The following is a 26,115-nucleotide window of genomic DNA, read 5'->3' as shown; positions in this document are numbered from 1 at the left end:
GGCGCTTACCCGGCCTTGCGCGTCGGCGCGCTCTTGGCAGTCTTCTTCGTCGCCTTCGTGGCTTTGGTCGCCTTGGTTGCCGCCTTGGTGGTCTTGGCTGCCTTCTTCGCAGGTGTCGCCTTCTTCACCACCTTCGACACCGCCGTCTTCTTGGCCGGGGTGCGTTTCTTCGCATCCAGGCTCTTCTGCAGCAGCGACATGAAGTCCACCACGTTGGTGGTGGCGTCATGCGGCGCGGCCGGCTCGTCTTCCACGGTGGTGGTGCCGCCCTTCTGCTTGATGCGCTTGGTCAGCACTGCCTGCAGGCGTTCGCGGAATTCGTCGTGGTAGTCATCCGGCTTCCATTCACCGGACATCGATTCGATCAGCTGCTCGGCCATCGCCGTTTCCTTGCTGCTGATCCGGTAGTCAGCCAGCGAGCCGGTGGGCAGCTTGTGTTCTTCCGGGTCCACCAGCTCCTGCGGGTAGCGCAGGATGAGCAGCACCAGCGCATGCTCGTGCGGCATCACCGCGCACAGGTATTCGCGGGTGCGCACCACCACGCGGGCAATCCCCACCTTGCCGGTGCTGCGCAGGGTTTCGCGCAGGAGCACGTAGCCCTTCTCGGCCTTTTTGCCCGGTACCAGCAGGTAGGGCTTTTCGAAGTAACGCGGGTCGATCTGGCTGGCGTCGACGAAGCTTTCTACTTCCACGGTTTCGTGGCTTTCCGGCGCGGCCGATTTGATATCGGCCTCATCCAGCACGACATAACTGCCCTTGTCGTATTCGTAGGCCTTGACGATGTCCTTCCACGGCACTTCTTCGCCGGTATCGGCGTTGACCCGCTCGAAGCGGATCGGCTTGCGGTCGCGTGAATCGAGCATGCGGAAGCTGAGGTCGGTCTTGCGCTCGCCCGACATCAGCGACACCGGCACATTCAGCAGCCCGAATGACAGGGTTCCAGTCCAGATCGGTCGGGCCATGGCGGCGCCACTCCAGTGCAAGGCGGGAGGCCAGCTGTACCGCGCAGGGCGTGAAACGCCCGTGTCCGGCCCGTAAAGGCCGGCTGCACGCGCCGCTTACTGCAGCTGGCCGTGCACTGCGGCGGCGGGCATGTGGTCCAGCGCCATCCAGGCGTCCTCGACGATCGCGCGCGCCTGCTGCCAGCCCAGCCGCGACTGTCCGCGCATCTGTTCCCAGTGCTCGGCCAGCTCGCCGTCGGTGTCGTCGTCGCTGCCACGCGGCCAGTCTGCGTAGTGGGTGGTCAGCGCGAAGGCATACGCCGGGTACAGATCCTTCCAGCTGCGCCTTCCCTGACTGCGGCGGCGTTCGTAATCGCTGCGCATGTACTGCAGATAGTCCTGCGCAACGGCCTCCGGCTCTTCGGCGCGCGGACGACGGCCGCGGCGCGCGTTCCGGTCCGGCTGCAGGTAGGCGTTGAACAGCGCGGGTGCGGTACGGCGATCCAGGCGGGGCATGGCACGTCTCCGGCAGCGGTGGGGGTTGGCAGGAATAGCCCCGCCGCCGTTATCCAGCCGTGACAGATCCGTTGAGATCGGCGCGCTGCGCTTCACGTCGGCCTCCCCTCGGGGGTGCGTACAGTCCAGCCAACCCTCCACGGAGACCACCACCATGCAACGCGATCCCCTGCGCGAAGCCACCGCCCCGGTACCGGGCGAACAGCGCGCCAAGCACGACCTGCAGAACGAAGAAGACCGCGGCGCCGGCATGTCGCCCTCCGAAGCGCCCGAGCACATGCGCACCGGCATCGACCCGGTCCACGCCGGTGAGGTACACCCCTCCCGCGACCGCAAGGACCCGGCCGCCGCGCCGCACCCGGGCGGGGATGAGCACGAGCACCACCGCGCCGCGCGCAAGGCGCATGAGAGCGACAACCAGGACGAGGCATTGGAGGAGACGTTCCCCGCCAGTGACCCTACGTCGCCGTTCGTGCCGGCCAAGATTCCCAAGTGAATGGGGCAGGGTGGGCGGGGATCATTGCCACGCCCACTGCACGCCCACGCTGTAGCGTCGGTCCGGCCCCGGTTCGAAGAACCGCTGGTTGCCGTCGTTGACGATCACCGAGCCGATGTAACGCTGGTCCAGCACGTTGTCCACCCTCGCGAACACCCGCAGCGCGCCCTGCGCGGTGGTCCACCTGCGGGCCGCTTCCAGATTGAACAGGGCATACCCCGGCGCCTGGTCGGTGGCCAGGTCGTTCACCACCGTATCGCTTGACGCCACCACCTCGCCCGCCCACTGCCACGTGCCCGGCTGGTACTGCAGCCGCCCGAACCACTGCTGCTCCGGCACGCCGGGCAGGCGTGAGCCGGCCGCCACCACCGTGTTGGGGACGGCGCAGCCGGTGCCCGCGCACACCAGATACGGCTCGCGCACCGTGGCCTGCACGTAGGTGTAGGCCAGGCTGGCCTCCAGCGCTGCGGTGATCGGCAGCTGCAGGCTGGCTTCCATGCCCTGCCGGCGGGTCCTGCCGATGTTGCGGTAGGTGCTGCGCCCGTTGGTGTTGCTGGCCACCGCCAGCTCGTCATCAGTATCGGCGCGGAACACCGCCGCATCGAAGGACGCGCCACCGGCACCGCGCCACTTGCCGCCCAGCTCTAGGTTCCGGCTGCGGGCGGCCGAGAGGTTGAGCGCCAACCCGGCCGCGCCATCTGACCGGTAGCCCAGTTCGTTGAAGGTGGGCGTTTCAAACCCGCGTCCGGCCGAGGCATACACCCGCCAGGCATCGCTGGCGTGGAACACCACCCCGGCCACCGGCGTGGTGGCCGCGTAGTCGCGCGCGCCGCTGTCGTCCGGGTTGCGCGCGGTGATGTAGTGGTCGTTGGAGCGGAACCGCACCTCGCTGTGGCGCACGCCTAGCAGCAGCGACCAACGCGGCGCCCACTGCCAGAACGCCTGCGCGAACTGGTCTACGTTGCGGACCCGGTCGGCCTGGTCGCGCCGCAGTGCGCCGCGCACACCCAGCGTATCGCCGACGAAATTCTCATAACCGCGTCGATCCTGCTGCTGCTGGTCGGCATTGGCGCCGATCACCACTTCCAGCGGCCGCCCGGCCCACTCTCCCTGCCGGGCCCAGCGCAGGTCCAGCCCGCCATAGCCGCCGTCCAGGTCGATCACCCCGCCGGCATGCAGCGGGTTGGCCTGCGGCCCCGGCGGAATGGCCAGGAACTGCTCCACGCTGCGCTGCCCGGCATAGCCCATCGCGCGCCAGGTCTGGGCCCCTTGGGTGCGGGTGAACACCAGCCCGGCCTGCGCCTGGCGCACCGATTTCCGGGTGTTGTACTGGGTGGCCACCGCCGTGGCCTGGCGCGGGTCCTGCCGCACCTGCTCGCGGGTGAGGCCCAGCGGGTCCTGCGCGTCGGGGGAATCGAAGTAGTTCAGCATCAGGTCCAGCTGGCCGCCGCCCACGTCGGTGCCCAGCCGCGCGTTCACCGATTCGCGGCGCGCTGCGCTGTGCTCGCGCCAGCCATCGGTTCGGAAGTGGTTGGCCGCCACGTTGTAGCGCACCGGGCCCTGCTCGCCGCGCAGCTGCGCCCCGGCGCTGAGCGTGCCGTCGCTGCCGCCGGCCACCCGCAGCCGCCAGGGATCGCCGGCCTGGCCATCGGCGCTCCACACCTGCACCACGCCGCCGGACGAGTTGCCGTACAGCGCCGAGAACGGCCCGCGCAGCACCTCTACGCGCTGGGCGGAAAGCATGCTGGCGTGCGAGAGCTGACCCTGCCCATCGGGCATGGTGGCCGGCACCCCGTCCACCAGCACCCGCACCCCGCGCACACCGAAGGTGGAACGCGCGCCGAAGCCACGGATGGAAAGCTGGGTGTCCTGGGCCAGGTTCTGGCGGTCGCGCGCGACCACGCCGGGCACCCCGCTCAAAGCGTCAGCGATCTGGGCCAGGTTGCCGTTGGCATCGTCATCCAGCCACACCGTGCTAAGCGAGGCCGGCAGATCCACATCGGCCACCTGCTGGCCCCGTGCGGCCTGCACCTGAACCGTGGGCAGCCGCTCGATCGGGGCAGCGGAAACCGGGGCAGCCTGGGCCTGTGCCAGGTTCGGCAGGGCGGTGGCCGAAAGCAGCGCACACCAGTACGCCAAGGGGATAGGACGGAACATGCGCAGAGGGGAATCTCCAGAAAATGAGCACCGCACGACAGGGTACGGTCCCAAGCGTGACGGCGGCCGCCGCGCCCACGCCGAGGCTTTGTTACGATGAGGTAGTTTCGCGCCAACCTCCCCCATCCGTCATCCGAATGAGTACCGCCGTGTCCTTCTTTGCAAATGTGGAACTGGTCCCGGGCGACCCGATCCTGGGCCTGACCGAGGCATACAACGCCGACAGCCGCCCCACCAAGGTCAACCTGGGCGTGGGCATCTATTACGACGAGAGCGGCCGCATTCCGCTGCTTCGCGCCGTGAAGCAGATCGAGCAGCAGCTGGCTGGTGAAGCCAAACCGCGCGGCTACCTGCCGATCGACGGCCTGCCTGCCTACACCCAGGCCACCCGCGAACTGGTCTTCGGCAAAGATTCGCCGCTGCTGGCCGCCGGCCGCGTGGCCACCTCGCAGACCATCGGTGGCAGCGGTGCCCTGCGCGTGGGCGCGGACCTGCTGCACCGCCTGCTGCCGCACGCCACCATCGCCATCAGCAACCCGAGCTGGGAAAACCATCGCGCGGTGTTTGGCGCGGCCGGCTTTGAAGTGGTCGAGTACGCCTACTTCGACCCGGCCACCCACGGCGTGGATTTCGCCGGCATGCTGGCTGACCTGAACAAGCTGCAGCCGGGCACAGTGGTGCTGCTGCACGCCTGCTGCCACAACCCCACCGGCGCCGACCTCACCGTGGCCCAGTGGAAGCAGGTGGCCGAGCTGCTGAAGGAACGCCAGCTGTTCCCGTTCATCGACATGGCCTACCAGGGCTTCGACAAGGGCATCGACGAAGATGGCGCCGCCGTGCGCATCATCGCCGAGGCCGGCATCGACAGCTTCGTGGTCGCCAACTCGTACTCCAAGTCGTTCTCGCTGTATGGCGAACGCGTGGGCGCGCTGTCGGTGGTGGCCCCGGATGCGAACGCCGCCAAGGCCGTGCAGTCGCAGGTCAAGCGCATCATCCGCACCATCTACTCCAGCCCCTCCACCCACGGCGCGGCCCTGGTGGCCGGCGTGCTGACCAGCCCCGAGCTGCGCCAGCTGTGGGAGCAGGAACTGACCGAGATGCGCGAGCGCATCCACGCCCTGCGCCACGGCCTGGTGGACAAGCTGGTGGCCGCCGGTGCGCCGGAGTTCGCCTTCATCAACGACCAGGCCGGCATGTTCTCGTATTCGGGCCTGAGCCGCGCGCAGGTGGACCGCCTGCGCGACGAGTACGGCATCTACGCCGTCGGCACCGGCCGCATCTGCGTGGCCGCGCTGAACCAGGGCAACCTGGAGTACGTGGCCAAGGCCGTGTCGACCGTCGCCAAGGGCTGAGCTGCTGCAACGGTGAAATGAAGGACGGCCGCCACGTGCGGCCGTTTTTCTTTTCGTGCAGGCAGGTTGAAACCGGTTACGTGTCCCGGTTGCCTCGTAATGCCCTGCCGAACGGGCCACAATACGGCCCCCGAAATGTCTTTGGCAGCCATTCCATGTCCCGTACGTCGCTTACCCGGTACCTGATTGAAGAGCAGCACGCAGGCCGCATCAATGCCGACCTGCGCCAGCTCATCGCAGTGGTTGGCCGCGCCTGCACCAACATCTCCATCGCGGTCAGCAAGGGCGCGCTGGGCGGCGTGCTCGGCGACGCCGGTACCGGCAACGTCCAGGGCGAGGCGCAGAAGAAGCTCGATGTGATCAGCAACGAGATCCTGCTCGAGGCCAACGCCTGGGGCGGCCACCTGGCGGCCTGTGCCTCCGAGGAAATGGACCACTGCCAGCCCGTGCCGGACACCTACCCGCGCGGCGACTTCCTGCTGCTGTTCGATCCCCTCGATGGCAGCTCCAACATCGACGTGAACGTCTCGGTCGGTACCATTTTCTCGGTGCTGCGCAGCCCGGCGGGCACCGAACAGCCCACCGACGAGAGCTTCCTGCAGCCCGGCACTGCCCAGATCGCGGCGGGCTACTGCATCTACGGCCCCAGCACGCAGATGGTGCTCACCACCGGCCACGGCACCCATTCGTTCACCCTGGACCGCGAAACCGGCGAATTCGTGCTCACCCAGCGCGGCATGACGATTCCCGAAGACACCCAGGAATTTGCCATCAACATGTCCAACCAGCGCCACTGGGAATCCCCGATGCAGGGCTACGTGCAGGACCTGCTGGCCGGCAAGGAAGGCGCGCGCGGCAAGAACTTCAACATGCGCTGGATTGCCAGCATGGTGGCCGACGTGCACCGCATCCTTACCCGCGGCGGCATCTTCATCTACCCGTGGGACAAGAAGGACCCCAGCAAGGCCGGCAAGCTGCGCCTGATGTACGAAGCCAACCCCATGGGCCTGTTGGTGGAACAAGCCGGCGGCGCCGCCACCACCGGCCGCGAGCGCATCCTGGACATCCAGCCCGACCACCTGCACCAGCGCGTGCCGGTGTTCCTCGGCTCGCGCAACGAAGTGGCCGAAGCCACCCGCTACCACCGCGAGCACGACGCCCGGGCCTGACGTAGCGCGACCCTTTGTGACCCCGTTCCCAATCATGGCAACGGGGTGACACCTGCACCAACACAGGTCACCATCGGGCTGAAACGCCCACGGATGACCCCATGCCGGCCGATACCCCGCTCGACTTCATCGAAGTAATCCACAACGCCATCCCCGTTGAGACCTGCGCCGCCATACAGGCCCGGATGCGCGCCAGCGCACAGTTGAAGCCCGGCGAAGTAGGCAGCGGCGTGTTCCCGGAACTCAAGCACAGCAAGGATCTGCGCATAAGTGGGCGTCCCGAGTGGCGCCAGGTGGAAATCCAGCTGCAACAGGCAGTATTCAGCGGGGTTTTGACTTATCTACGCCGTTATCCACAGGCGCTGATCTCCCCGCTGATGTTGCAGGTTCAAGACAACGATGGCACCGCGCGCCGCCTGAAGGCTGAAGATTTCCCCGGCATGGACGACAACGCGCTGTCCGAACTGGCCCGTACGTGCCTGCGCCCGGGCGCCATCAACCTGCAGTGGTACGCGGCGGGCGAGGGCGGTTACCCCTATTGGCACTGCGAGCTGTACCCGCGCGACCCCGGTGCGGAGACCCTGCACCGGCACCTGCTGTGGACGCTCTACCTCAACGACGAGTTCGACGCCGGTGAAACCGAGTTCCTGTTCCAGGACCGGAAGATCGCCCCGCGTACCGGCAGCCTGCTGATTGCGCCTACCGCATTCACCCACACCCACCGGGGCAACCGCCCGCAGGGCGGGGACAAGTTCATTGCGACAAGCTGGATCCTGTTCCAGAGCGCGGAGAAGCTGTACGGGGGTGGGTGAGATCTGTGGGGTGGTTCACACACAGAAACAGCATTCGGAATGCTGCAACGGACTGGACGCGTCAATCAGTAGGCTCTGCCTACTGAAATCGAAAATTCAACAGAAACAATCGTTTTGTGTTGCGCGGGCGAGGTCTGCAAGGTGGGTGCCGGAGCTCAAAAACTCCGCATAACCGAAAATAGTGGATGCCCCATGTCGGGAGGGTGGTTAATACAAGACCCTTCACGGGGGAATACGCCCGCCGTCTGGTTATGCACGGTTTTTGACCTCCCGACGCCCTCGCCCTCACCGGCGGGGGCCATTCCCCGTTTGGAGGCAAACCATGAAGAGCGACCCGGCCCAGCCGACTGAAGACCAACGCGTCCCGCGCGAGCGGTGGATGCAGTACAGCCAGATCAACAACGTGCGTGCGGTTCCGCAGATCTCCGAGCGCGACCGCGACCACGTTGGCCCCGTTCCCTTTGTGATGCTGCGCGGCACCTGGCTGCGCAGGTTCGGCTTTGAAGTGGGTGTCCATATTCGTATCGAAGTGGTCCACGGCCAGATCACCGTCAGGCCGCTGTGGAACGACAGCCAGTTCGAAGGCCAGGGCACTGCGGCAGACAAGCCCATCACGTGGCGGGCGCAAGCAAAGGACCGCTGAGGACCGAGGCTGGGCGGGCCCCCACGCAGCGCCATGTGGTGGCACCGCACCCGCCCATGTGCTTCCATTGCCAGGCACACCTATCCGCGAGGAGTCCGCCATGCCGCTGGCCCGCATTGACCTCCGCAAAGGCAAGACCGCCGCCTACCGCCAGCAGGTTGGCCAGGTGGTATATGACGCCATGCTCAGCATCGGGGTGCCCAAGGACGATCGCTTCCAGATCATCCAGGAGCACGAACCGGATGGGCTCATCTACGATCCCGGCTACCTGGGCATTGCGCGCACGGATGACTTCATCTGCATCCAGGTCACCTGGAACGAGGGCCGCACCTTGGAGCAGAAGAAAGCGTTCTACGGCGCCGTAGCCCATGGCCTGCACGACGCGGTGGGCATTCGCCTTGAGGATGTCTTCATCAACCTGGTGGAGGTGAAGCGCGAGAACTGGTCGTTCGGCAATGGCGTGGCGCAGTATGCGATGTGAGCGACCAAGCGGGCTTGCGGCCCCTCATTGCATTGAAGGTTGCACCGCATGACCTGGTCCGCAGACGAGATCCTACTTGCCGGCAGCAGGCGTGCAGTGGAGATGGTCGGTAGGTCGAGGCTTGCGCCCTATGCGTTTCACATCACCGACCTCGACGGCTATCCGTGGCATCGCCCGGAGGCAGCCCATGGCCTTCCGGAAGGCGGGCTCCTCGCCATTCGCCTGCCTGATGGAGCGTCTGCAGGAGCTGGCGAGTGGCGAGAGGAGGGAGAACAGGCCAGGCATCTGCTAAGCGTGACTGCGACGGCTGTGCTGGCAGAGCACTTGCCTGCCGACAAACAGATACCAGAGCAGCGTCGCCTCTCTACCGCGCATCTGGCGCTGCAGGTTGGACAGCCCATCCTGCACTACAGGTGTGAGATGTGGGCCGGAGGGCTGGAGTTCGAATGCACCCTGGTTTACTCACCTGCGGAGTCTGTCCTTTGCACAGATGTTTCCGAAAGCAGCTCGCCGGCCGCACCTGATGCACTACGCGATGGGCTCTTGCGCATTGGGCTGCAGTTGCCAACGCGGTACTTCGCCCCGCATGCGCGCGATTTTCCGTGGAGCCGGTACAGGCTCCAACCGACGCTATGACCTCTTACCGAGTCGCTGCGGCACTTGGTTCGGTTGAAAACCACATCGTCTGATCATCGGGTGCTGCCGATGGCGTGGCCCTTTGGCGGTGCTAACCTTCGCCGGGTAGGCAATCCGGTCTGAACCTGAGGAGTAGGGCAGTGGGAAGAACCTGCGATTCAACCTTGCACCGCGAGAAGTTGCTCGCAAGCGATGTGGCGGCCTGCTACTACTGCTTCTCGGAATTTCCGCCCAGCGCCATCGAAGAATGGTGCGATGGCGATGATCAGGATCAGACCGCGCTATGCCCGCGTTGCGGAGTGGATGGCGTGGTGGGGTTCAATGGCCCAGTGGATACTACGTGGATTCGGTCCGCGCACCAGATTGGATTTGGTTAGAGCCAAGGTGAACTGAACATGCTGAAGGAAGTTGGCGGCGTCCCCATCCAACCCAAGCACCGCGCCATGTGCCACTGCGGCGCCGTGGAGCTGGAGCTTGATCTTCCCAACGGTATCGAGAGCCCACGCCGGTGTGACTGCTCGATCTGCCGGCGCAAAGGCGCGGTAGTGGCTTCGGTGCCTCTCTCCGGACTTCGTGTCGTGAAGGGGGCAGAGCACCTCAAGCGCTACGAGTTCAACACCCACACGGCCAAGCACTACTTCTGCGGCATCTGCGGGATCTATACCCACCACCAGCGCCGCTCGAACCCTCATCAGTACGGGTTCAACGTCGGGTGCCTGGAAGGCATCAACCCCTTCGCCATACCCTACGTTCCCGTGGAAGACGGGGTTCACCATCCGGCGGACACGGTGGGCTGACTCGCTGTTCCAAGCACGTTGGGTAATCGGGGCCTTGTTTTGCGCAGCACTGGTCAGTTACGACTCTTCGCGTTTTTCCCCGGAGCGCGCAGCGACTAACACTGCCGTGTGCAAGACACATCCGACGGTTGACGGCGAGTGTCATGGGATGGATTTTTGCCCGGGGGGATAATCCGCTACTCAACATGGAAGATTGATTTATGCGTGAACTCAACACTCGTGAGATCGCCGAGGTTTCCGGCGCCGGCATCTACACCGACGCGAACCGAGCGCAGTTCCGGAGCATGGCGGTGGGCGCAGTCGCAGGCGGTCTCACGGGCGGCGTGGCCGGCTTCTGCGTAGGTTTGGTTGCCGGAGCAATAAGAGGAATGCCTCAGATGGCCAAGTGATCTGCCTCGGATGTCGCGCTTCGGCGCGACCTCCGTTCCTTGACAGCAGCAACCGGGAGATAGTGTTGACCATTCATCGCACGCCTACCTTCATTCTTTGGATTCTGAAACGCATCGGTCTGCCATGCGCTTCGGCGTATCCGTCAGGTTCGTTCGCCAGTTGCTTCCTGATCAACGCGGCCAATTTCCTGGTCACCTGGGGTGCGCCCTTCTTCATTTACTGCGTGGCGTCTGGCCAGAGTCGCGGCATGGCGTGGTTGTTCTGTGCAGTCGCCGCCTCATCGGTCCTGTATGGCCTGGTAGTTGCGACGTCGATCCGGCGGTCGGCTGTGAAGTAGGCCTGTTAGCCGGGGCATTTCAAGGCACCTATGTAAGGTCGGCCGGCGTGCTAGTCTGCACGGTTGCACCCACCCACCTGCCAACCCATGCCCACCACGCCCAAACCCCGCGTTGCCACCCAGGCCGGAACCGGCGTCCGCACGCTTTGGCCCCTGCTGGCGGTCATGCTGTTCTTCCTCGGCAGCGGGTTCCTGGCCGGCAAGAACATCCACACCATCCGCGAGGGCAACGCCCTGGTCATCCGCTCCCAGGAGACGATGACCGCGCTGGGCGATGTGCTCTCTGCGGTGCAGGACGCCGAAACCGGCCAGCGCGGCTATCTGCTCACTGGCGATGACAGCTATCTGGAGCCCTATCGCACCGCCCTGGGGGTAGCCAGCACCCGGCTGGAGACAGTGGAAAAGTCCTTGGCCGATGACCCGGCCCAGGTCGACCGGCTCAAGCTGCTGGCACGGCGGGTCCAGGACAAGCTGGACGAACTGCATGAAACCATCGAGGTGCGCCGCACCCAAGGCTTGGAGCCCACCCTGGAGGTGGTCGGTTCCAACCGCGGCAAGGCAGCCATGGATGACATCCGCGCGCGCCTGGCCTCAATGGGGGCCATCGAACTGGACAAGCGCGCCAAGCGTCTTGAAGAGATGGAATCGGCCTACAACGCGGCGCTGAGCTCCGGCGCGGCCAGCGCGGTGCTGGGCATCCTGCTGACGATCTTCATCGCCATCCTGCTGCGCCGCCATACCCGCGCCCGTGAGCGCGATGCGTGGCTGCAGCGGGGTCGGCTGGAGCTCACCACCGCCACCGGTGGCGACCTGGACAGCGGTTCGCTGGCGCGGGCCAGCCTGGGCTTCCTGGCCGGCTTCACCGGCGCACAGGCCGGCATGTTGTTCGTGCCGGAGGACAACGGCTTCCGGCAGATCGGTGCGGTGGGCACCGCCTCCGCTCCGGACGGCACCGACCAGCTTCGCGACAGCGGCAGCCTGCTCGGCCGCGCGGTGGACGAGAAGCGCGTGCTGGTGGTGTCGGACGTGCCGCAGGGCTACTTCACGGTCGGCTCCGGGTTGGGGCAGGCACAGCCGCGCCACCTGGTCATCGCTCCCAGCATCCACGAGGGTGAGGTGAGCGGGGTGATCGAGCTGGGCTTCTTCAGCGCGGTGCCAAGCGAAGTGGTGGAGCTTCTCCAGCTGGCATCCGGCGACATGGCGGTAGCGCTGCGGTCAGCGGCCTACCGCGCCAAGCTTTCCGAGCTGTTGGCACAGACCCAGCGGCAGACCGAAGCCCTGCAGGTGCAGAGTGAGGAACTGCGGGTTTCCAACGAGGAACTGGAGGAACAGAGCCGGGCGCTGCGCGGCTCCCAGCACGAGCTGGAAGAGCAGCAGGCCGAGCTGGAGCAGACCAACAACCAGCTGTTCGACCAGTCGCAGCAGTTGGAGAACGAGCGCGACAAGCTGGCGCGGGCCAACGCGGCCATCGTGGCCGAGGCGGACAAGGTGCAGCGCGCGAGCCAGTACAAGTCCGAGTTCCTGGCCAACATGTCGCACGAGCTGCGTACGCCGCTGAACTCCGCGCTCATTCTTTCCAAGCTGCTGGGCGACAACCGCGACGGCAACCTGAGCGCGGAGCAGGTGAAGTTCGCGCGCACCATCCATTCGTCCGGCACCGACCTGCTCAACCTCATCAACGAGATCCTGGACCTGTCCAAGATCGAGGCCGGGCACATTGAAGTACACGCCGAACGCTTCGGCGTGGAAAAGCTGTTGACCGATATCTCGGCGCTGCTGGGTCCGGTAGCCAGCGAGAAGGGCCTGACGCTGGACGTGTCGATGACGGCCGACTGCCCCGTGGTGATCGAATCCGATCGCCAGCGCATCGAGCAGATCCTGAAGAACCTGCTGTCGAACGCACTGAAGTTCACCGAGACCGGCGGGGTTACGGTGTCGGTTTCGTCGGCCGGGAACGGCAAGGTGGCGTTCGCAGTGACCGACAGCGGCATCGGCATTGCGCCGGAGCAGCAGGCGCGCATTTTCGATGCCTTCCAGCAGGCCGATGGTTCGATCAGCCGGCGCTATGGCGGCACGGGCCTGGGGCTGTCCATTTCCCAGGAGCTTGCACGCCTGCTGGGCGGCGACATCACGGTGGAAAGCGAGCCCGGCAAAGGTAGCTGCTTCCGGCTGGTGGTGGCCACACGGCTGGCAACCACCGAGCGCCCTGCTGCGCCTGAAGCGCTGCCGGCGCCGGCGCCCGCACGCGCGGCATTCGCAGCGGGTGGTGTGGCCATGGCCCTGGAACCGCGCCCCGTGGCCGCCCCAGGCAGCAAGGCCAGCAGCAACGGCCGCGGCCTGATCCTGATCATCGAGGATGACCCTGCCTTCGGCCAGATCGTCAGCGACCTGGCGGTGGAGATGGGCTTCCGTGCACAGGTGGCGCAGACGGCGGCAGAGGCCCTGGCCGCCGCGCGCACGGAGCTTCCGCACGCCATCGTGCTGGACATCGGTCTGCCCGACCAATCCGGCCTGTCGGTGCTGGACGTGCTCAAGCACGACATCCGCACGCGGCACATTCCCATCCATGTGGTGTCGGCGACGGACCATACGCGCAAGGCGCTGGCGCTGGGTGCGGTGGGTTATCTCGGCAAGCCCGCCACCCGCGAGGAGCTGGGCAACGTGCTGCTCTCGCTGGAGCGCAGGCTGTCGCAGCGGCCGCGCCTGGTACTGGTGGTGGAAGACGACGATGTGCAGCTGGACGCGGTGCGCCAGCTGCTGGCGCTGGCCGATGTGGAAACCATCGGCGCGCGCTCGGCCTCGGAGTGCCTGCAGGCGCTCGCCCAGCACACGTTCGACTGCATGGTGCTGGACCTGAGCCTGCCCGATGCCTCCGGCTTCGAGCTGCTGGAGCTGCTCAGCGAGCAGAGTCCGCATGCGCTGCCGCCGATCATCGTCTACACCGGCCGGGTGCTGTCCCCTGCCGAGGAGGTGCGGCTGGGACGGTACTCGAGTTCGATCATCATCAAGGGCGCGCGCTCACCCGAACGCCTGCTCGATGAGGTCACGCTGTTCCTGCACAAGGTAGTGAGCGACCTGCCCGAATCACAGCAGGGCATGATCCGTTCTGCGCAGCACCGCGACACCGCGCTGGAAGGCCGCCGCGTGCTGGTGGTCGAGGATGATGTGCGCAACATCTATGCGCTGATGAACGTGCTGGAGCCCCACGGGTGCAAGGTCACCATCGCGCGCAACGGCCAGGAAGCCATTGACGTGCTGACGGCGGCCGTCGGCGGCCCGTCGCCCATCGAACTGGTACTGATGGACATCATGATGCCGGTCAAGGATGGCCTTACCGCCACCCGTGAGATCCGCCAGGACGGGCGCTTCGGCAAGCTGCCGATCATCGCCCTCACCGCCAAGGCGATGCCCGATGACCAGCAGCAATGCATCCAGGCCGGTGCGAACGACTACGTGGCCAAGCCGCTGGACGTCGACAAGCTGGTGTCGCTGATCCGGGTGTGGTTGATGGCGTGAGCTGCACAAGGAAACGCGGCACCATGTAAGCTGCGCTTGATCAACGTGGACAACAAAGGAGCTTCATGAAAAAGGCATTTAAACGTTTGACCATGCTCTCGGTGCTTGTTCCATTGGCTGCAGCGGCCGATACCGCTTCCCACGAAGCAGGCTATAGCGCAGGTTACAAGCTGGGTTGGTACGTAGGGTGGTTTATTGGAACCTTCGGCCCGTACCTGATCGCCGCCGCCTTGGTAGGTGTTGTTGGGTGGCTGTGGTTCCGCCGGGCTAAGGCACGGCGGATCCGTGGTGGTGGCAGCTGAGTCATCCCAGGCGCTGCTGTACCTCCAAGCGAAGCCGCGCCTGCTCCCGCTGCACCCATAGCTCGGCGCCGGTTTTGCCATTGGCAAAGGCGGTGCAGCGCCGATGCCGCCGGCCTTCCGGCTCGCGATGCGCATCAAGCATGGCCACCCATTCCCTGCCTCGCTCGGGTTGATAGATGTGGACCACCCACGTGTCGCCATGGGCGATCACCGTTTCGTCGTAGGCGGTGGCGGCGGGTTTGATCCATCGGAAGTCGGGCGGGAGCATGGGCGAGAGCATTACCGTTCCGGCTCTCAGAAACTGCGACGGGGAGGGCGGCCTGCGAAGTCCTGCTGGTCTGACCGTTGCTTCAGAGTTTGCCAGCTGCCTTGTAACGGGATACGCCCTGTTCGATCAGCTGCTGGAGCTCCTGCAGCAGGGTGGGATCCATGACGTCAAAGTTGAAGCATGATTTCCCCTGCATGCGCTTCTTCAGGCCAGGGCTGACGCTCTCCAGCAGCTCGGGAAAGTCGTAGACCGGCATGAAGTGGAAGGCGTGCTTTCTGGCAGAGACTTTCACCGCCCCGAAGAACTGCGCCTTGCCCTTGCTGTCAGCGTCTTTGCAGTTGGCGTAGAAGTGGGTGTCGGTATCGTGCACGACCGCCAGCGCCTCCTTGTGGGCCAGCAGTAGATCGCGCAATGCGACGAACAACGCCGAGGGCGTTCCCGATTCCAAATGGTGCGTCCGGGAAGCTGGTTTGCCGGGAGTCTTCATGGGTACCTCCGGAAGTTCTCGCAACCATACCTCCGGCGAGGGCACGACAGGTAGCGGCATGCCTGGGCCGAGCGTTTGAGGGTGATCGGCGACGGCGCTATGCTGGACCGGCTATCAAGATAGGAGCTGCGGGTGCGAAAGGGATGGGCTTGCTGTGTCGTTCTGGCGCTCGCGTGCATTTCGGGTATCGCCCAGGCAGCCGAGCCGGATCGGCGCATCGCGCTGACCATCGACGATCTGCCCTGGCAGCGGCTGGGGGAACGTACCGAGCCGGAGCTCGCCGCCCAACACGCCAGGTTGCTTGCCGCGCTGAAGCACGCCAACGTCCCGGTGGTGGGCTTCGTCAACGAGGCCAAGCTAGAGGTCGGCGGCCAGGTGCAACCTGCGCGCGTGCAGATGCTTCGCGACTGGCGTGATGCCGGATTCGAGCTGGGCAACCACACCTTCGGGCATGTCGACCTGCATGCGATGCCGCTGGAAGCTTACGAGCAGGACATCCTCCGCGGGGAAGCCACCCTGCGTCCACTGCTGGCCGAAACCGGGCAGGTGCCGCGCTGGTTCCGGCATCCGTACCTGCATGCCGGGCAGTCGCCGGAGGTGCGCGCTGAACTTGGCGCGTTCCTGAAGCAGCACGGCTATGAGATCGCCCCGGTCACGATCGACAACAGCGAATGGATCTGGGCCTTTGCGTACGACAACGTGCGCGACACCGAAAGCGATCCGGCCAAGCGGGATGCGCTGATGCAGCAGCTGCGCCGTGGCTACGTGCCGTACATGCTCAACAAGCTCGACTACTACGAACAACGCTCGCAGGAACTACTCGGCCGGCTGCCGGCACAGGTCTGGCTGATGCATGCCAATGCGCTCAATGCCGATTCCGTGGGCGAGCTGGTAGCCGCCACCCGTCGGCGCGGCTACCGCTTCATCTCGCTGGAAGCTGCGCTGCAGGATCCTGCCTACCGGCACGCCGACGGCTACAACGGCGGCAGCGGCATGAGCTGGATCCAGCGCTGGGCGATGGCCGAAAAGGTGCCGAAGTCCTTCTACGCGGGCGAGCCGAAGGTGCCTGGCTGGGTCATGAAGCTTGCCGGGCGGGATGGCGAGTAGTTGAGCCCGGCAGATCGATCAGTTTTCCTGATACTCGCTTTCATCGTACGTGCCTGCAACCGTGCAGGTCAGCTGCGGCGCTACGCCCTCGCCCAGCATGAGCTCCCCCATCGTAGTCGTGCGCCCACCCGCCGTGCTGAGTTGGGCAGCTTTGCGCACCGCCGCTGCGTTGGCACCCAGGGTTGCGGTGTAACTCTCACCCAGTTCGCCGTCCGCGTCGATGAAGATGGCCACTTCCTGCACCGGTAGACCGAACACCGTGAATGGCACGGGTGGCTTGATTGCCTCAATGGCGTCGGATTCGTCGCGGGGCAGCGCCTTCCAGGCCGTAGCAGTGGTATCGGGCTTTGCGCGGCATTCAACAGCTGCCTGGATCGCGGGTGCTACGGCCTGCCATTGCGCCGCATCGAACGCCTGCGCTACCGGAGCGAACAAGGCGCCAACAAGCAGGGTGGTGAGGATCTTGATGGTTGCGCCGCGCTGATGCGGCTTCCCTTGGATATTGGTCATGAGGCATTCCATTTGCGCTGCAGGGTTCTACTTCCACAGCAAGTTTACTGTGCAACGCATCAGGCCGCCCAATGGGCGGCCTGATGGTCTACAGGGTTGCGATGCTCAGAAGAAAATCGCGTAGAGGATCAACAGCGGGATCGGTACGCCGAGTGCCCAGAGCAGCAGGGTCTTCATGGGAAGTCTCCTTGTTCGATTGGGAAGTTACAGGTCGCGGCGACGGCCGCCCCAGGTGGCACTGACGCTGGCGAAGAAGGCGCCGATCAACAGGGTGATGAACAGCCACAGTGCCGCGTAGGCGGTAGCCTTGCGCGCATCGTCGGCCACCTGCTTGGCGGTGTTCTTGGCTTCTTCCAGTGCAGCACGCATGCGGGTCTGGGTTTCGGTAACCCGGGCCTCGGCCTCGGCCTGGCTCATGCCGGTCTCGCGGGCAATCACCTGCGCCAGGTACTGCTTGTCTGCCGGGTTGAGGCCTTCGGACTGCAGGCTGGTGACGATGATGCGGTTCACCTCGGCACGCACTTCACGGCGATCGCCGCCCGGTCGCGGGCCCTGCGGCGGCAACGGGCGCGGCGGTGCAGCGTTTGCAGGACCCACCGCGGGAACCATCGCCGACGGATCGACCGGTGCGGCCGGATCAGCGGGCGTCTGGCCGGGCATGGGTGCGGGCATGCTGCCACTGCGGAACAGCGAGTCGACCCAGTAGTTCAGGTCGCCCTGGTCCGACCCCGCGACGGCGGTGCCGGCACCCGCGGCGGCAACACCGGCGGTGGATGCTGCAGCACCTGCAGTTGCGCCGACAGCTTTGACGCCGGTGCCGAGCACGCCGCCAATGGCCGAGGTCAGCAGGCCGGCGGTGAGAAGGGTGGCGACGGCCCAGGAGACGAAGCCGTGAGCGGTGTCGCGGAAGTAGGTTTCGTCGCCGTGCAGGCGAGTCCACTTGGTGCGCAGGCGGCCGGCCAGATAGCCGCCCAAGCCGGAGGCAGCGAGCGCGGTGAAGGTCAGCCAGACGATGCTGCCCCAGCCGAAGGTTTCCTTCGAGACGCCATCAAATGCCCACGGCGATACCGAGGAAAGGCCCAGCCCCACGCCGAGGATCAGCAGTACCAGCGACAGCGCGGCGGCGGCGACGGCACCGGCCAGGATCGCGCCCCATGACACCGCGCTTTCGGGCGCGGGTTCGATGACGGATGTTTCAGTCACAACGGCGATGTCGGGCCCGAGGGCGCCTCGATCAGGGTAATCAACTCGGGTGTTCATTGGTACTTCGCTCCGTCTGGATGCTGCGTGTGCAGCTGGCACCCAGAGGCTGCGCGAACGCAGGTGAAATCGGCGAGACCTGCGTCTTCACTTCCTGCATGCGCGGGCGGGCGCCAGGGCGATATGCTGTTTGTCTCCCTGCACCTGTCACAGGACGAGGTGTTGGGACTCTATGCGAGCCTTGCCTACAACGGAAAGGGGCAGGGGTTGAACTCCCTTTCGCAGCGCTTGTTCACCAAGCCATTGGATGCGCTGTCGGACGAAGAGGCTGCGATGGTGGTTGCCTACACATGGGCACCTGACCTCTATGCCCAACATCCGGAGCGGCTGCGGGCGCGTACGGACATCCTGCTTTCCCGGGCGCGCAGCACACAGCTCAACGCTCTCTGATGGCGCCGTGGGCGATGGCTTGCGCAACTTCACTGTCAAAGCGCTCACTCTTGGTGATGTGTCTTCTGACGTCGTCGGCCATCAGCTGGTCAGCGTCCAGGTAGGAAAGCTCGACCAGCTTCAGCAGCACGTCTTTCGACGGAGATTGCTTCAGCCACCAATGGAAGACGCCATTGCGGTCGTGTTCGGAAGCATCCTCCATACCAGGTTCGTAGCTCTCCGTCAGCAGCTGCAGCTGGTCCGCCGGTACCAGCCCGTACTCTTTCCACTTGGGGTGAAAGTGCATGAGTGCGAGGTAGCTCTCGATGTGCATCACGCGCTCCGTTGATGTTGTTTTCTCCTGCCAAGGCCAAGCATAAGGGCAGCGCCGCCAAGTATGAGGTAGACGCAAGCCATCAGCCCCAACCCCCCGTCCCCGCGGTGCTTCTGGTAACGTCGCCAGTGACGTTAGGCGTGGTGCCCCTACCGCCCGACAAATGATGTCCGACAAATGGATACCCGAACGCATGGACGTTGATGGTGCTCATGTTCGTACGCTGTACCAGCACGGCCAGCAGGTCTTTATTCCAAGCCTGGAGGGCTGGATGGCCATTCTGGGCGATGGACACTTGGGTGGTATTCGAATGACCAGCCCTGACAATGCAAGGGCTTTCGTCGAGAAGTATTTCCGCTATGAGGCGATCAGACTTGGACTTGTCCTGCTACGCGGAAGATGGTGGTCCATTCCATTGCTGTGTGTTGAGGGTCACTTGTACAGGGTGAGTATTGAGGATGTGATCTGCGAACACTGTCATCAACGTTGTGGATTATCGGCCACTCCAGACACAGTCTGTTATGCGGGGACCGGCCTCAGCGTTGCTGAGGTTTACGCTGAATTTGAAAGGCTCGGCGTCAAGCAGTGCCCGCACTGTTCGGGTTTGCTCCGGCGAAGACAAACGGCTTGGTTTGCGCCGCCAGTTGTGGACGGTACGTCCAGTTGATCTGCTTCGTGGCTTTCCCAAGTTCAAATATTTAGAACAACGAACCCTGCGGCGAATCCTCACGCAGCGGCAGCGGCCGCACGAACTTCGTGCAGTCCAGCTTCGGCCAATGGCTGTTCTGCGCATCGAAGCCCAGGCGCTTGCGGGCAAGCTTGAAGCGGCTGGATAGCAGGTCGGCGTAGACGCCTTCGCCGCGCATGCGGGTGCCGAACTCGCTGTTGTAGTCCTTGCCGCCACGCAGCTGGTTGATGGTACTCATCACGTGCGCGGCGCGGTCCGGGTGATGCGTATCGAGCCAGTCGCGGAACAGCGGGGCCACTTCGAGTGGCAGGCGCAGCAGCACGTAGCCCGCGGTGCTGGCGCCGGCGTCGCGTGATGCTTCGAGCACCGCTTCCAGCTCGGAATCGTTGATCCAGGGAATCACCGGGGCCACCATCACGCCCACGGGAATGCCGGCGTCGTGCAGGCGGCGCATGGCGCGCAGGCGCGCGTGCGGGGCCGATGCGCGCGGCTCAAGGCGAGCCGACAGGTGCGGGTCCAGCGAGGTCACCGAGAAATGCACGCTGACCAGGTTCTTTTCCGCCAGTGGGGCGAGCAGGTCGATGTCGCGCTCGACCAGGGCGTTCTTGGTAATGAGCGAAAACGGGTGCTGGGTTTCCAGCATCACCTCGATCAGCTGGCGGGTGAGTTTGAGCTTGCGTTCTATCGGCTGGTAGGCGTCGGTGTTGATTCCCAGGGCGATCGGCTGCGGGGTGTAGGCGGGCCGCGAGAGTTCCTTGCGCAGCAGCTGCGGCGCATTGGTCTTGGCAAACAGCTTGGTTTCGAAGTCCAGGCCGGGAGACAGATTGAGGAAGGCGTGCGAGGGGCGCGCGAAGCAGTACGAGCAGCCGTGCTCGCAGCCGCGGTAGGGATTCACCGATTGGCTGAAACCTACATCGGGGGACTTGTTGCGGCTGATGATGCTCCGCGCGGTTTCGGCGCGCACTTCGGTGCGCAGGCGCGGGGTGGCGAATTCTTCGCTGGTTTCCGGTTCCCAACCGTCGTCCATGGCTTCGCTGACCGTGACTTCGAAACGTCCGGCGAGGTGCGTGGTGGAACCACGGCCTTTGATTGCGATACCCATCTTCAGAGGCTACCGGCGAGACGTCTCAGGGGTTGAGACCTTGGGTGGAGCGTGGTGGAGGGCGGAGCGGTGTGCATGGGTTAGTAGTATTACTAACCACAGGGTCGAAGGGAAGCGCAATCCGCGCCCCTGTTAGGTTTGGGCTGAATGGTTGGGGTTTGTTCCCCAGGGTTATCCACAGGGGATTCTTCAGCGCACTTGGGTCCCAGCGAAGAGCATCCGGGCAGGGCCCGGAGCCGCGGTTTGCGCGGGATCCATCAAAGGAGGGCGAGGTAGCCCTTTACCGTTGCGTCCAGGCCGGCGTAGAGGGCTTCGCTGATCAGCGCGTGGCCGATCGAGACTTCGAGGACGTTCGGGACCGTTTGCAGGAAATCCCGGAGGTTATCCTGGGAGAGGTCGTGGCCGGCGTTGACCCCGAGGCCGGCGGCCTGGGCGCGGCGGGCGGCGTCGGCGAACAGGGCGAGCATGACGGTGGCGTCGCCTGCGGCGTGCGCCTCGGCATAGGGACCGGTGTAGAGCTCGATGCGGTCAGCGCCAATGTCGGCGGCCTGGGCCAGGTCCGGGTTGCCGGCGTCCACGAACAGGCTGACTCGGCAGCCGTAGCTTTTGAGTTCGGCGATCAACGGGCGCAGCCGGTCGGCGTCGCGGCTGAAATCGAAGCCGTGGTCGGAGGTGAGCTGGCCGTCGCTGTCGGGCACCAGGGTGGCCTGGGCCGGGCGGGTCTGCGCGCACAGCGGCAACAGGCCCGGGTAACCCGGCCGAGGCGGGGCGAACGGGTTGCCTTCGATGTTGAATTCCACGCCCCGCGCGGTGGTCAGCGCCGAGAGGGCGAGCACATCCTCGGCGTGGATATGCCGACGATCCGGGCGCGGGTGCACGGTGATGCCGTGGGCACCGGCGTCCAGGCAGGCTCTGGCCGCCTGCAGCACATCAGGGTCCTGGCCGCCGCGCGAATTGCGCAGGACGGCGATCTTGTTCACGTTGACGCTGAGGTGGGTCATAGGCTCGGGGGAAGGTCATTCGGGTCGCGGTCGGCGTCGCGGCGGGCCTGGGCCTGCTCGCGCAGCCGGCGCAGCTCGGCAGGGTCGATCGCGTTGTAGATGTCGTGCGACCCGGCCGCATCCCGCTGGCTGCCGCCAAAGCTGGCCAGGTAACGGCCGCGGATCCAGGCCAGCAGGAACACCAGTGCACCGGCCAGCCACAACATCATCATGCCGGTGGACGGTGTCTTGATGGCAAAGGTGAAACAGCCCAGCGACAGCAGCAGGAACAGCCAATACATTGTCATTCTCCCCGTTGACCTGCGCAGTGTAGCGCCGGGGTGGGGGGCGGTTCCACGTGGCGGCTACAGCAGCGGGGAGGCCAGGCGAGCGAACGCCTCGGGCACCCGGTGCAGCCACAGCGAGCGCTGCCGGTCGTTGCGCACGGGCGTGGAAGCGGCGAATTCCGCGATGAGGATTTTCTCCAGTTCCGCCACGCACTCGGCGCTGCTGATCATCATCGACAGTTCGAAGTTGAGCCGGAAACTGCGGTGGTCGAAGTTGGCGCTGCCGGCGATGCAGACGTCGTGGTCGGCGATGAACGCCTTGGTGTGCAGCATGCGCGGCCCGTACTCGTAGATCTTCACCCCGGCCTGCAGCAGCTCGTCGAAGTAGGAGCGCGCGGCCTGGGTGACGAACCAGGAATCGCTCATCTTCGGTACCAGCAGGCGCACGTCCAGCCCGCCCAGTGCGGCCGAGGTGAGCGCCATGCGCGCGGCTTCGCCCGGCACGAAATAGGGCGTGACCAGCCACACGCGTTCGCGCGCTTCGTGGATGGCGGCCACCTGCAGGCGGTGGATGGTTTCCCAGCCCGAGTCCGGGCCTGATACCAGCACCTGGGCGTTGATGGCGCCGTCCTGGCGGCCCGGCATGTCGGTGGGCCACAGCTGGGCGATGTTGAAGCGCTCCTTCGGCTCGCCGGTGGCGTAGATCCAGTCTTCGACGAACACCAGCTGCAGGCTGCGCACCACGTGGCCGGTCAGGCGCATGTGCAGGTCGCGGTAGGCATCGGGCCGGCGGCTTTCGTCTTCTTCGTCGGTGATGTTGATACCACCGGTGAAGGCGACGCGGCCATCGATCACCACCAGCTTGCGGTGGGTGCGCATGTTCATCCACGGCCGCTTGAACGGTTTGAGCAGCTGGCGTGGGTGGAACCAGGCCACTTCGGCGCCCGCATCACGCAGCGGCTTGAGGAACCGCGTGCGGATGCCGGACGAGCCCACCGCATCCAGCAGCAGGCGCACGCGCACGCCGGCCTTGGCGCGTTCGACCAGGGCGTCGCGCAGCGCGGTACCGGCGTGGTCGGGGTTGAAGATGTAGTACTCCACGTGCAGGTGGTCGCGCGCCTGGGCCACGGCCTTCAACAGCGCGGCATAGGTCTGCGCGCCGTCCACCAGCCACTCCACTTCGGTGGCCGAGCTGGGCGCCAGGCCGGTGGTGGCCTGGGCGATCTTCGCCAGTTCGGTGCAGTCCGCGTCGGGCGGGCACACGCTGCTGTAGTGCTCCATGCCGGAACGCGCGCGGCCACGGCGCAGGCGCTGCCTTTTCACCTTCTGCGGCCCGAGCAGGTAGTACACGAACAGGCCCAGGTAGGGCAGGGCGGCCAGCGAAAGGATCCAGCTGAGCGTGGCCACCGGCTCGCGCTTCTGCAGCATGATCCAGCCGATCAACCACAGCAGGTACAGCACGTAGGCGGCGATGAGCAGCGGGCGCAGGTGCGGAAAGGCATCCAGCCAGTGGAGCCAGTCGGCAAGCGCGGGGTAGGTGGCAAGCATCCGCGGATCATAGCCGGACGCGGGTGTCCGACGCATGCGTGACTGTTTTGGCCTTGAAGTCGGGGCGCCTGTAGCCCGAGTCTCTTGACGCACAACGGGGTGTCATGGAGCAAGGGATGGCGGTCAACTGGTCAGGCGGTCTAATCCGCTGGATGCCCCACAGGGACAGGCAAGGCCTTCCCCTTGAATCACCTGCATCCCTTTCGTCTCAACTACGCCCTGCTTGCCGCTAAGGGGCACCCCGGCCGGGAGGTCGTCCTGTATGTCGGCTTTGGGCTTCATTGCTTCTCTGTGCAGCGTCGTGCCGCTGATGACGACATGATTTCCGACAATCGCGAGTGCCGCGCATTTGATGGTGTTCGATACACGTTGTCGAAGCGGCTTCCGGAGATGATTCGCCACGTGATCGAAGGGCGACAATCCTGCGAGCGCACCGCAGCGGACAACTATGTTGCCGTGCGGCTGGACAGCGGCGAACGCTATGGCGTCTTCTTCAATCTTAAACGGTGGAAGCGGCACGGCTCGAACAGTGTGCTGCTGCTGGTGCAATCCGCGTATCCGCTTGATCCGCGCAAGCCGCATCCCGGCAAGGGACGCTATTCCTTCAATCTTTTATTGGGAGAGATCCTGCGGGGACGCGCAAGGCAGGACGATGAACCCGATCCAAGACGATTCGCGGATGTACTGGAGGCGCCTCAAGAACGAAAGCGCCGGCCAGCGATGCTGGGCGAGGCTCCGTGAGTCCGATTCCCTTGGATATACCCGGGCCGGCCGGGACCTGGTGACCAGGTGGGATGCGCAATGGCTCGGCTATGTGTTGCTTGCGCGTAACCATGGTGGAACGGCCCCGGATTGATGTCAATGGCCGAACGCGCCAACAAAAAAAGCACCCCTGTTTCCAGGGGCGCTTTCCAGTCGCGTCATGACTTGGTGTTGCGTCTTACTGCTGCTGCTGGAACCCGATCTTCTTCATCTGCGCGTTCTTCGCGGCGGCCAGAACCTTGGCCATCACGTCGTACTCGGAGTCCGGGCTGGCGTCGATGCGCAGCTCGGGCTGGTTGGTCGGGTCACGCTGCACTTCCTGTTCCATACGCTGCTGGAGCTCAGCCGTTGCAACCGGGCTGTTGTTCCAGAACACCTGGTTGCTGGCGTCGATCCGCAGCTCGATCGGCGGCGGCGGTTCGACCAGCTGCGGCGGTGGGTTGAGCACGCGCTGCGGCAGGTCCACGGCGATCGGGTACGTCATGATCGGCGCGGTAACGATGAAGATGATCAACAGCACCAGCATCACGTCCACGAGGGGCGTAACGTTGATGTCGGCCATTGGGCCCTTGCCACCACCAGAACTGAATGCCATGGCTTACTGCCCCTTCTCTTTGGTGGCCACGAAGCCAACGTCGAGCATGCCCTGCTCCTGCGCGACCTTCGTCATCTCGTTGATGACGCGCATCTTGGTGGTGCGGTCACCACGCAGATTGAGCGGGGGCTGGGGGGTCTGCTGGGCGGCGGTCGCCAGGCGGGACTCGAGAGTCTGCTTGTCGATCTCTTCGTCGTTCCAGTAAATCGAGCCGTCTTCCTTCACCGCCAGGGTGATGGGGCCCTTGCGATCAGCCGCATCTTCCGGCTTCTGCACCAGGTTGGCCTCAGGCAGGTCGACCTTGACCTTATGGGACATCAGGGGCGCCGTGATGATGAAGATGATCAGCAGCACCAGCATCACGTCCACGAGGGGCGTAACGTTGATGTCGGCCATGGGGCCGCCGCTGTTACCACTACTGAAAGCCATAACGGGCTCCGTCTAGATCGTGTTGACTACGTTCTCGCTGGGTACAGCGCGTCGCAATTAGCGGACGCGCGAACCGGTGGCGAAGAAGTCGTGCAGGTCGTGAGCGAACGTATCGAACTTGCTGATCGTGGCGCTGTTGATCTTGCTGAAGAAGTTGAAGGCGAACACGGCCGGGATTGCCACGAACAGACCGATGGCGGTCATGATCAGGGCTTCACCCACCGGGCCGGCAACGGCGTCGATGGAGGCCGAACCGGTTGCACCGATCTTGATCAGCGCGCCGTAGATGCCCCACACGGTGCCGAGCAGACCGACGAACGGAGCGGTTGCACCGACGGTGGCCAGCAGGGTCATGCCCGACTGCAGGTTGTTGCTTTCGCGGGTCACGGCCTGACGCAGGGCGCGGTCGACGAACTCCGAACGGCTCAGGTTTTCACCCAGGCCACCGGTGGCGCCACCTTCGGCACGCTGGTGGTGGGCGGCAGCCTGGGCTGCGTCCAGGGCGATCTTGGAGAACGGCTCGGAAGCCGGCTGTTCTTCCATGGCGCGGATGGCGTCCTGTGCGTTCGGGGTATCCCAGAACAGGCTCACGACCTTGTCAGCAGCGCTCTTCAGGCGGGTAGCACGGAAGATGTTGATGACGGTCCAGTACCAGGACATGGCCGACATGATCACCAGGGTCAGAAGCACGACCCAGGAGACGGCGAAGTCGCCCGGCTTGGAGGTCATTTCGTGGATCAGATGCTCGAAGCCCATCTGCGAGAGGGCATTCGACGGGTTGCCCCCGGCAGCAGCGGCGATGAAGAGTTCCTGCAGCATGACGCTTACCTTTGTTGTGTGTGGT

General features: G+C 65.0%; 29 protein-coding genes. 14 read left to right on the top strand and 15 right to left on the bottom strand.

What is annotated here, in order from left to right; translation table 11 throughout:
* Nucleotides 1–5 precede the first annotated feature (5 nt).
* Together ku and AC06E7_RS06880 are read right to left on the bottom strand one after the other, a co-directional pair.
* The gene (gene ku / locus AC06E7_RS06885; RefSeq protein ID WP_217537820.1) at nucleotides 6–962 is read right to left on the bottom strand and encodes a non-homologous end joining protein Ku; all 957 of its coding nucleotides are present in this window, start codon (nucleotides 960–962) and stop codon (nucleotides 6–8) included.
* Nucleotides 963–1,058: 96 nt separating this feature from the next.
* Nucleotides 1,059–1,457 (bottom strand): hypothetical protein, encoded by a 399-nt coding sequence (locus AC06E7_RS06880; protein ID WP_068848077.1) that lies wholly within the window; start codon nucleotides 1,455–1,457, stop codon nucleotides 1,059–1,061.
* A 154-nt stretch (nucleotides 1,458–1,611) separates the two neighbouring features.
* Here AC06E7_RS06880 and AC06E7_RS06875 point away from each other — a divergent pair, with 154 nt between their 5' ends.
* Nucleotides 1,612–1,953, top strand: a complete 342-nt coding sequence (locus AC06E7_RS06875; RefSeq protein ID WP_184126341.1) for a hypothetical protein — start codon at nucleotides 1,612–1,614, stop codon at nucleotides 1,951–1,953.
* 21 nt (nucleotides 1,954–1,974) lie between these two features.
* On the opposite strand, the gene AC06E7_RS06870 is transcribed toward AC06E7_RS06875, so the two are convergent.
* Nucleotides 1,975–4,110 carry a TonB-dependent receptor family protein gene (locus AC06E7_RS06870; RefSeq protein ID WP_478063721.1) on the bottom strand — a complete coding sequence of 712 codons (2,136 nt, stop codon included), beginning with the start codon at nucleotides 4,108–4,110 and terminating at the stop codon, nucleotides 1,975–1,977.
* Nucleotides 4,111–4,259: 149 nt separating this feature from the next.
* Between AC06E7_RS06870 and AC06E7_RS06865 the strand changes: the two genes are divergently transcribed.
* The 9 genes from AC06E7_RS06865 to AC06E7_RS06825 all read left to right on the top strand — a co-directional run bounded on the left by AC06E7_RS06865 (nucleotide 4,260) and on the right by AC06E7_RS06825 (nucleotide 14,545).
* The gene (locus AC06E7_RS06865; RefSeq protein ID WP_068854474.1) at nucleotides 4,260–5,462 is read left to right on the top strand and encodes an amino acid aminotransferase; all 1,203 of its coding nucleotides are present in this window, start codon (nucleotides 4,260–4,262) and stop codon (nucleotides 5,460–5,462) included.
* Nucleotides 5,463–5,617: 155 nt separating this feature from the next.
* Nucleotides 5,618–6,631 (top strand): class 1 fructose-bisphosphatase, encoded by a 1,014-nt coding sequence (locus tag AC06E7_RS06860; protein WP_217537817.1) that lies wholly within the window; start codon nucleotides 5,618–5,620, stop codon nucleotides 6,629–6,631.
* A 101-nt stretch (nucleotides 6,632–6,732) separates the two neighbouring features.
* A complete protein-coding gene (locus tag AC06E7_RS06855) occupies nucleotides 6,733–7,443 on the top strand; it encodes a 2OG-Fe(II) oxygenase (RefSeq protein ID WP_217537816.1) in 711 nt (236 codons plus the stop codon).
* A gap of 322 nt (nucleotides 7,444–7,765) precedes the next feature.
* Nucleotides 7,766–8,086, top strand: a complete 321-nt coding sequence (locus AC06E7_RS06850) for a SymE family type I addiction module toxin (protein WP_478063718.1) — start codon at nucleotides 7,766–7,768, stop codon at nucleotides 8,084–8,086.
* 100 nt (nucleotides 8,087–8,186) lie between these two features.
* Nucleotides 8,187–8,567: a tautomerase family protein gene (locus tag AC06E7_RS06845; protein ID WP_478063716.1), complete on the top strand. Its 381-nt coding sequence runs from the start codon at nucleotides 8,187–8,189 to the stop codon at nucleotides 8,565–8,567.
* A 1,031-nt stretch (nucleotides 8,568–9,598) separates the two neighbouring features.
* The gene (locus AC06E7_RS06840) at nucleotides 9,599–10,000 is read left to right on the top strand and encodes a GFA family protein (RefSeq protein ID WP_478063714.1); all 402 of its coding nucleotides are present in this window, start codon (nucleotides 9,599–9,601) and stop codon (nucleotides 9,998–10,000) included.
* Between the two features lie 200 nt (nucleotides 10,001–10,200).
* The gene (locus AC06E7_RS06835) at nucleotides 10,201–10,389 is read left to right on the top strand and encodes a hypothetical protein (protein ID WP_184126348.1); all 189 of its coding nucleotides are present in this window, start codon (nucleotides 10,201–10,203) and stop codon (nucleotides 10,387–10,389) included.
* A gap of 503 nt (nucleotides 10,390–10,892) precedes the next feature.
* Nucleotides 10,893–14,243, top strand: coding sequence for a response regulator (locus AC06E7_RS06830; protein WP_478063713.1), 3,351 nt, complete (start codon nucleotides 10,893–10,895; stop codon nucleotides 14,241–14,243).
* Between the two features lie 65 nt (nucleotides 14,244–14,308).
* Nucleotides 14,309–14,545 (top strand): hypothetical protein, encoded by a 237-nt coding sequence (locus tag AC06E7_RS06825; protein WP_449324608.1) that lies wholly within the window; start codon nucleotides 14,309–14,311, stop codon nucleotides 14,543–14,545.
* A 1-nt stretch (nucleotide 14,546) separates the two neighbouring features.
* On the opposite strand, the gene AC06E7_RS06820 is transcribed toward AC06E7_RS06825, so the two are convergent.
* Both AC06E7_RS06820 and AC06E7_RS06815 read right to left on the bottom strand, forming a co-directional pair.
* On the bottom strand, nucleotides 14,547–14,825 hold the full coding sequence (locus AC06E7_RS06820; protein ID WP_095362400.1) for a hypothetical protein: 279 nt from the start codon (nucleotides 14,823–14,825) through the stop codon (nucleotides 14,547–14,549).
* A 70-nt stretch (nucleotides 14,826–14,895) separates the two neighbouring features.
* Nucleotides 14,896–15,300: a hypothetical protein gene (locus AC06E7_RS06815; protein ID WP_478063711.1), complete on the bottom strand. Its 405-nt coding sequence runs from the start codon at nucleotides 15,298–15,300 to the stop codon at nucleotides 14,896–14,898.
* A gap of 132 nt (nucleotides 15,301–15,432) precedes the next feature.
* Here AC06E7_RS06815 and AC06E7_RS06810 point away from each other — a divergent pair, with 132 nt between their 5' ends.
* The gene (locus AC06E7_RS06810; protein ID WP_478063709.1) at nucleotides 15,433–16,407 is read left to right on the top strand and encodes a polysaccharide deacetylase family protein; all 975 of its coding nucleotides are present in this window, start codon (nucleotides 15,433–15,435) and stop codon (nucleotides 16,405–16,407) included.
* 18 nt (nucleotides 16,408–16,425) lie between these two features.
* Here AC06E7_RS06810 and AC06E7_RS06805 read toward each other — a convergent pair whose 3' ends face one another.
* Nucleotides 16,426–16,917 (bottom strand): hypothetical protein, encoded by a 492-nt coding sequence (locus tag AC06E7_RS06805; RefSeq protein WP_478063707.1) that lies wholly within the window; start codon nucleotides 16,915–16,917, stop codon nucleotides 16,426–16,428.
* Between the two features lie 204 nt (nucleotides 16,918–17,121).
* Complete coding sequence (locus tag AC06E7_RS06800) at nucleotides 17,122–18,177, bottom strand: hypothetical protein (RefSeq protein WP_478063705.1); 1,056 nt, start codon at nucleotides 18,175–18,177, stop codon at nucleotides 17,122–17,124.
* A 123-nt stretch (nucleotides 18,178–18,300) separates the two neighbouring features.
* Between AC06E7_RS06800 and AC06E7_RS06795 the strand changes: the two genes are divergently transcribed.
* The gene (locus AC06E7_RS06795) at nucleotides 18,301–18,567 is read left to right on the top strand and encodes a transglycosylase domain-containing protein (RefSeq protein WP_478063703.1); all 267 of its coding nucleotides are present in this window, start codon (nucleotides 18,301–18,303) and stop codon (nucleotides 18,565–18,567) included.
* Here AC06E7_RS06795 and AC06E7_RS06790 read toward each other — a convergent pair.
* A complete protein-coding gene (locus tag AC06E7_RS06790; RefSeq protein WP_478063702.1) occupies nucleotides 18,554–18,880 on the bottom strand; it encodes a hypothetical protein in 327 nt (108 codons plus the stop codon). The two genes, AC06E7_RS06795 and AC06E7_RS06790, sit on opposite strands and share 14 nt — an antisense overlap.
* 166 nt (nucleotides 18,881–19,046) lie before the next feature.
* On the opposite strand from AC06E7_RS06790, the gene AC06E7_RS06785 reads away from it, so the two are divergent.
* Nucleotides 19,047–19,547, top strand: a complete 501-nt coding sequence (locus AC06E7_RS06785) for a hypothetical protein (RefSeq protein WP_478063700.1) — start codon at nucleotides 19,047–19,049, stop codon at nucleotides 19,545–19,547.
* Between the two features lie 31 nt (nucleotides 19,548–19,578).
* On the opposite strand, the gene AC06E7_RS06780 is transcribed toward AC06E7_RS06785, so the two are convergent.
* From AC06E7_RS06780 to cls, 4 genes are all read right to left on the bottom strand, one after another.
* Nucleotides 19,579–20,670 (bottom strand): PA0069 family radical SAM protein, encoded by a 1,092-nt coding sequence (locus AC06E7_RS06780; RefSeq protein WP_478063698.1) that lies wholly within the window; start codon nucleotides 20,668–20,670, stop codon nucleotides 19,579–19,581.
* 257 nt (nucleotides 20,671–20,927) lie between these two features.
* Nucleotides 20,928–21,671, bottom strand: a complete 744-nt coding sequence (locus AC06E7_RS06775; RefSeq protein WP_478063696.1) for a pyridoxine 5'-phosphate synthase — start codon at nucleotides 21,669–21,671, stop codon at nucleotides 20,928–20,930.
* A complete protein-coding gene (locus AC06E7_RS06770) occupies nucleotides 21,668–21,952 on the bottom strand; it encodes a hypothetical protein (RefSeq protein ID WP_184126359.1) in 285 nt (94 codons plus the stop codon). Before AC06E7_RS06770 ends, AC06E7_RS06775 begins: the two co-directional genes overlap by 4 nt.
* A 63-nt stretch (nucleotides 21,953–22,015) precedes the next feature.
* Nucleotides 22,016–23,485: a cardiolipin synthase gene (cls, locus tag AC06E7_RS06765; RefSeq protein WP_184126360.1), complete on the bottom strand. Its 1,470-nt coding sequence runs from the start codon at nucleotides 23,483–23,485 to the stop codon at nucleotides 22,016–22,018.
* A 183-nt stretch (nucleotides 23,486–23,668) separates the two neighbouring features.
* Here cls and AC06E7_RS06760 point away from each other — a divergent pair, with 183 nt between their 5' ends.
* Nucleotides 23,669–24,226: a hypothetical protein gene (locus tag AC06E7_RS06760; protein ID WP_478063693.1), complete on the top strand. Its 558-nt coding sequence runs from the start codon at nucleotides 23,669–23,671 to the stop codon at nucleotides 24,224–24,226.
* 199 nt (nucleotides 24,227–24,425) lie between these two features.
* Here AC06E7_RS06760 and AC06E7_RS06755 read toward each other — a convergent pair whose 3' ends face one another.
* From AC06E7_RS06755 to exbB, 3 genes are read right to left on the bottom strand one after another with little or no spacing between them, the layout of a single operon-like run.
* Entirely contained in the window at nucleotides 24,426–24,842 is a 417-nt protein-coding gene (locus AC06E7_RS06755; protein WP_068848037.1) for an ExbD/TolR family protein, read from the bottom strand.
* Between the two features lie 3 nt (nucleotides 24,843–24,845).
* Nucleotides 24,846–25,271, bottom strand: a complete 426-nt coding sequence (locus AC06E7_RS06750; RefSeq protein WP_068848035.1) for an ExbD/TolR family protein — start codon at nucleotides 25,269–25,271, stop codon at nucleotides 24,846–24,848.
* 57 nt (nucleotides 25,272–25,328) lie between these two features.
* Nucleotides 25,329–26,090 carry a TonB-system energizer ExbB gene (gene exbB, locus AC06E7_RS06745; RefSeq protein ID WP_068848033.1) on the bottom strand — a complete coding sequence of 254 codons (762 nt, stop codon included), beginning with the start codon at nucleotides 26,088–26,090 and terminating at the stop codon, nucleotides 25,329–25,331.
* Nucleotides 26,091–26,115 lie beyond the last annotated feature (25 nt).

It is taken from the genome of Stenotrophomonas sp. Steno-Z4, from assembly GCF_056393145.1.
The sequence above is the reverse complement of the archived record's forward strand: the minus strand, read 5'-3'. Positions and strand labels throughout refer to the sequence as shown.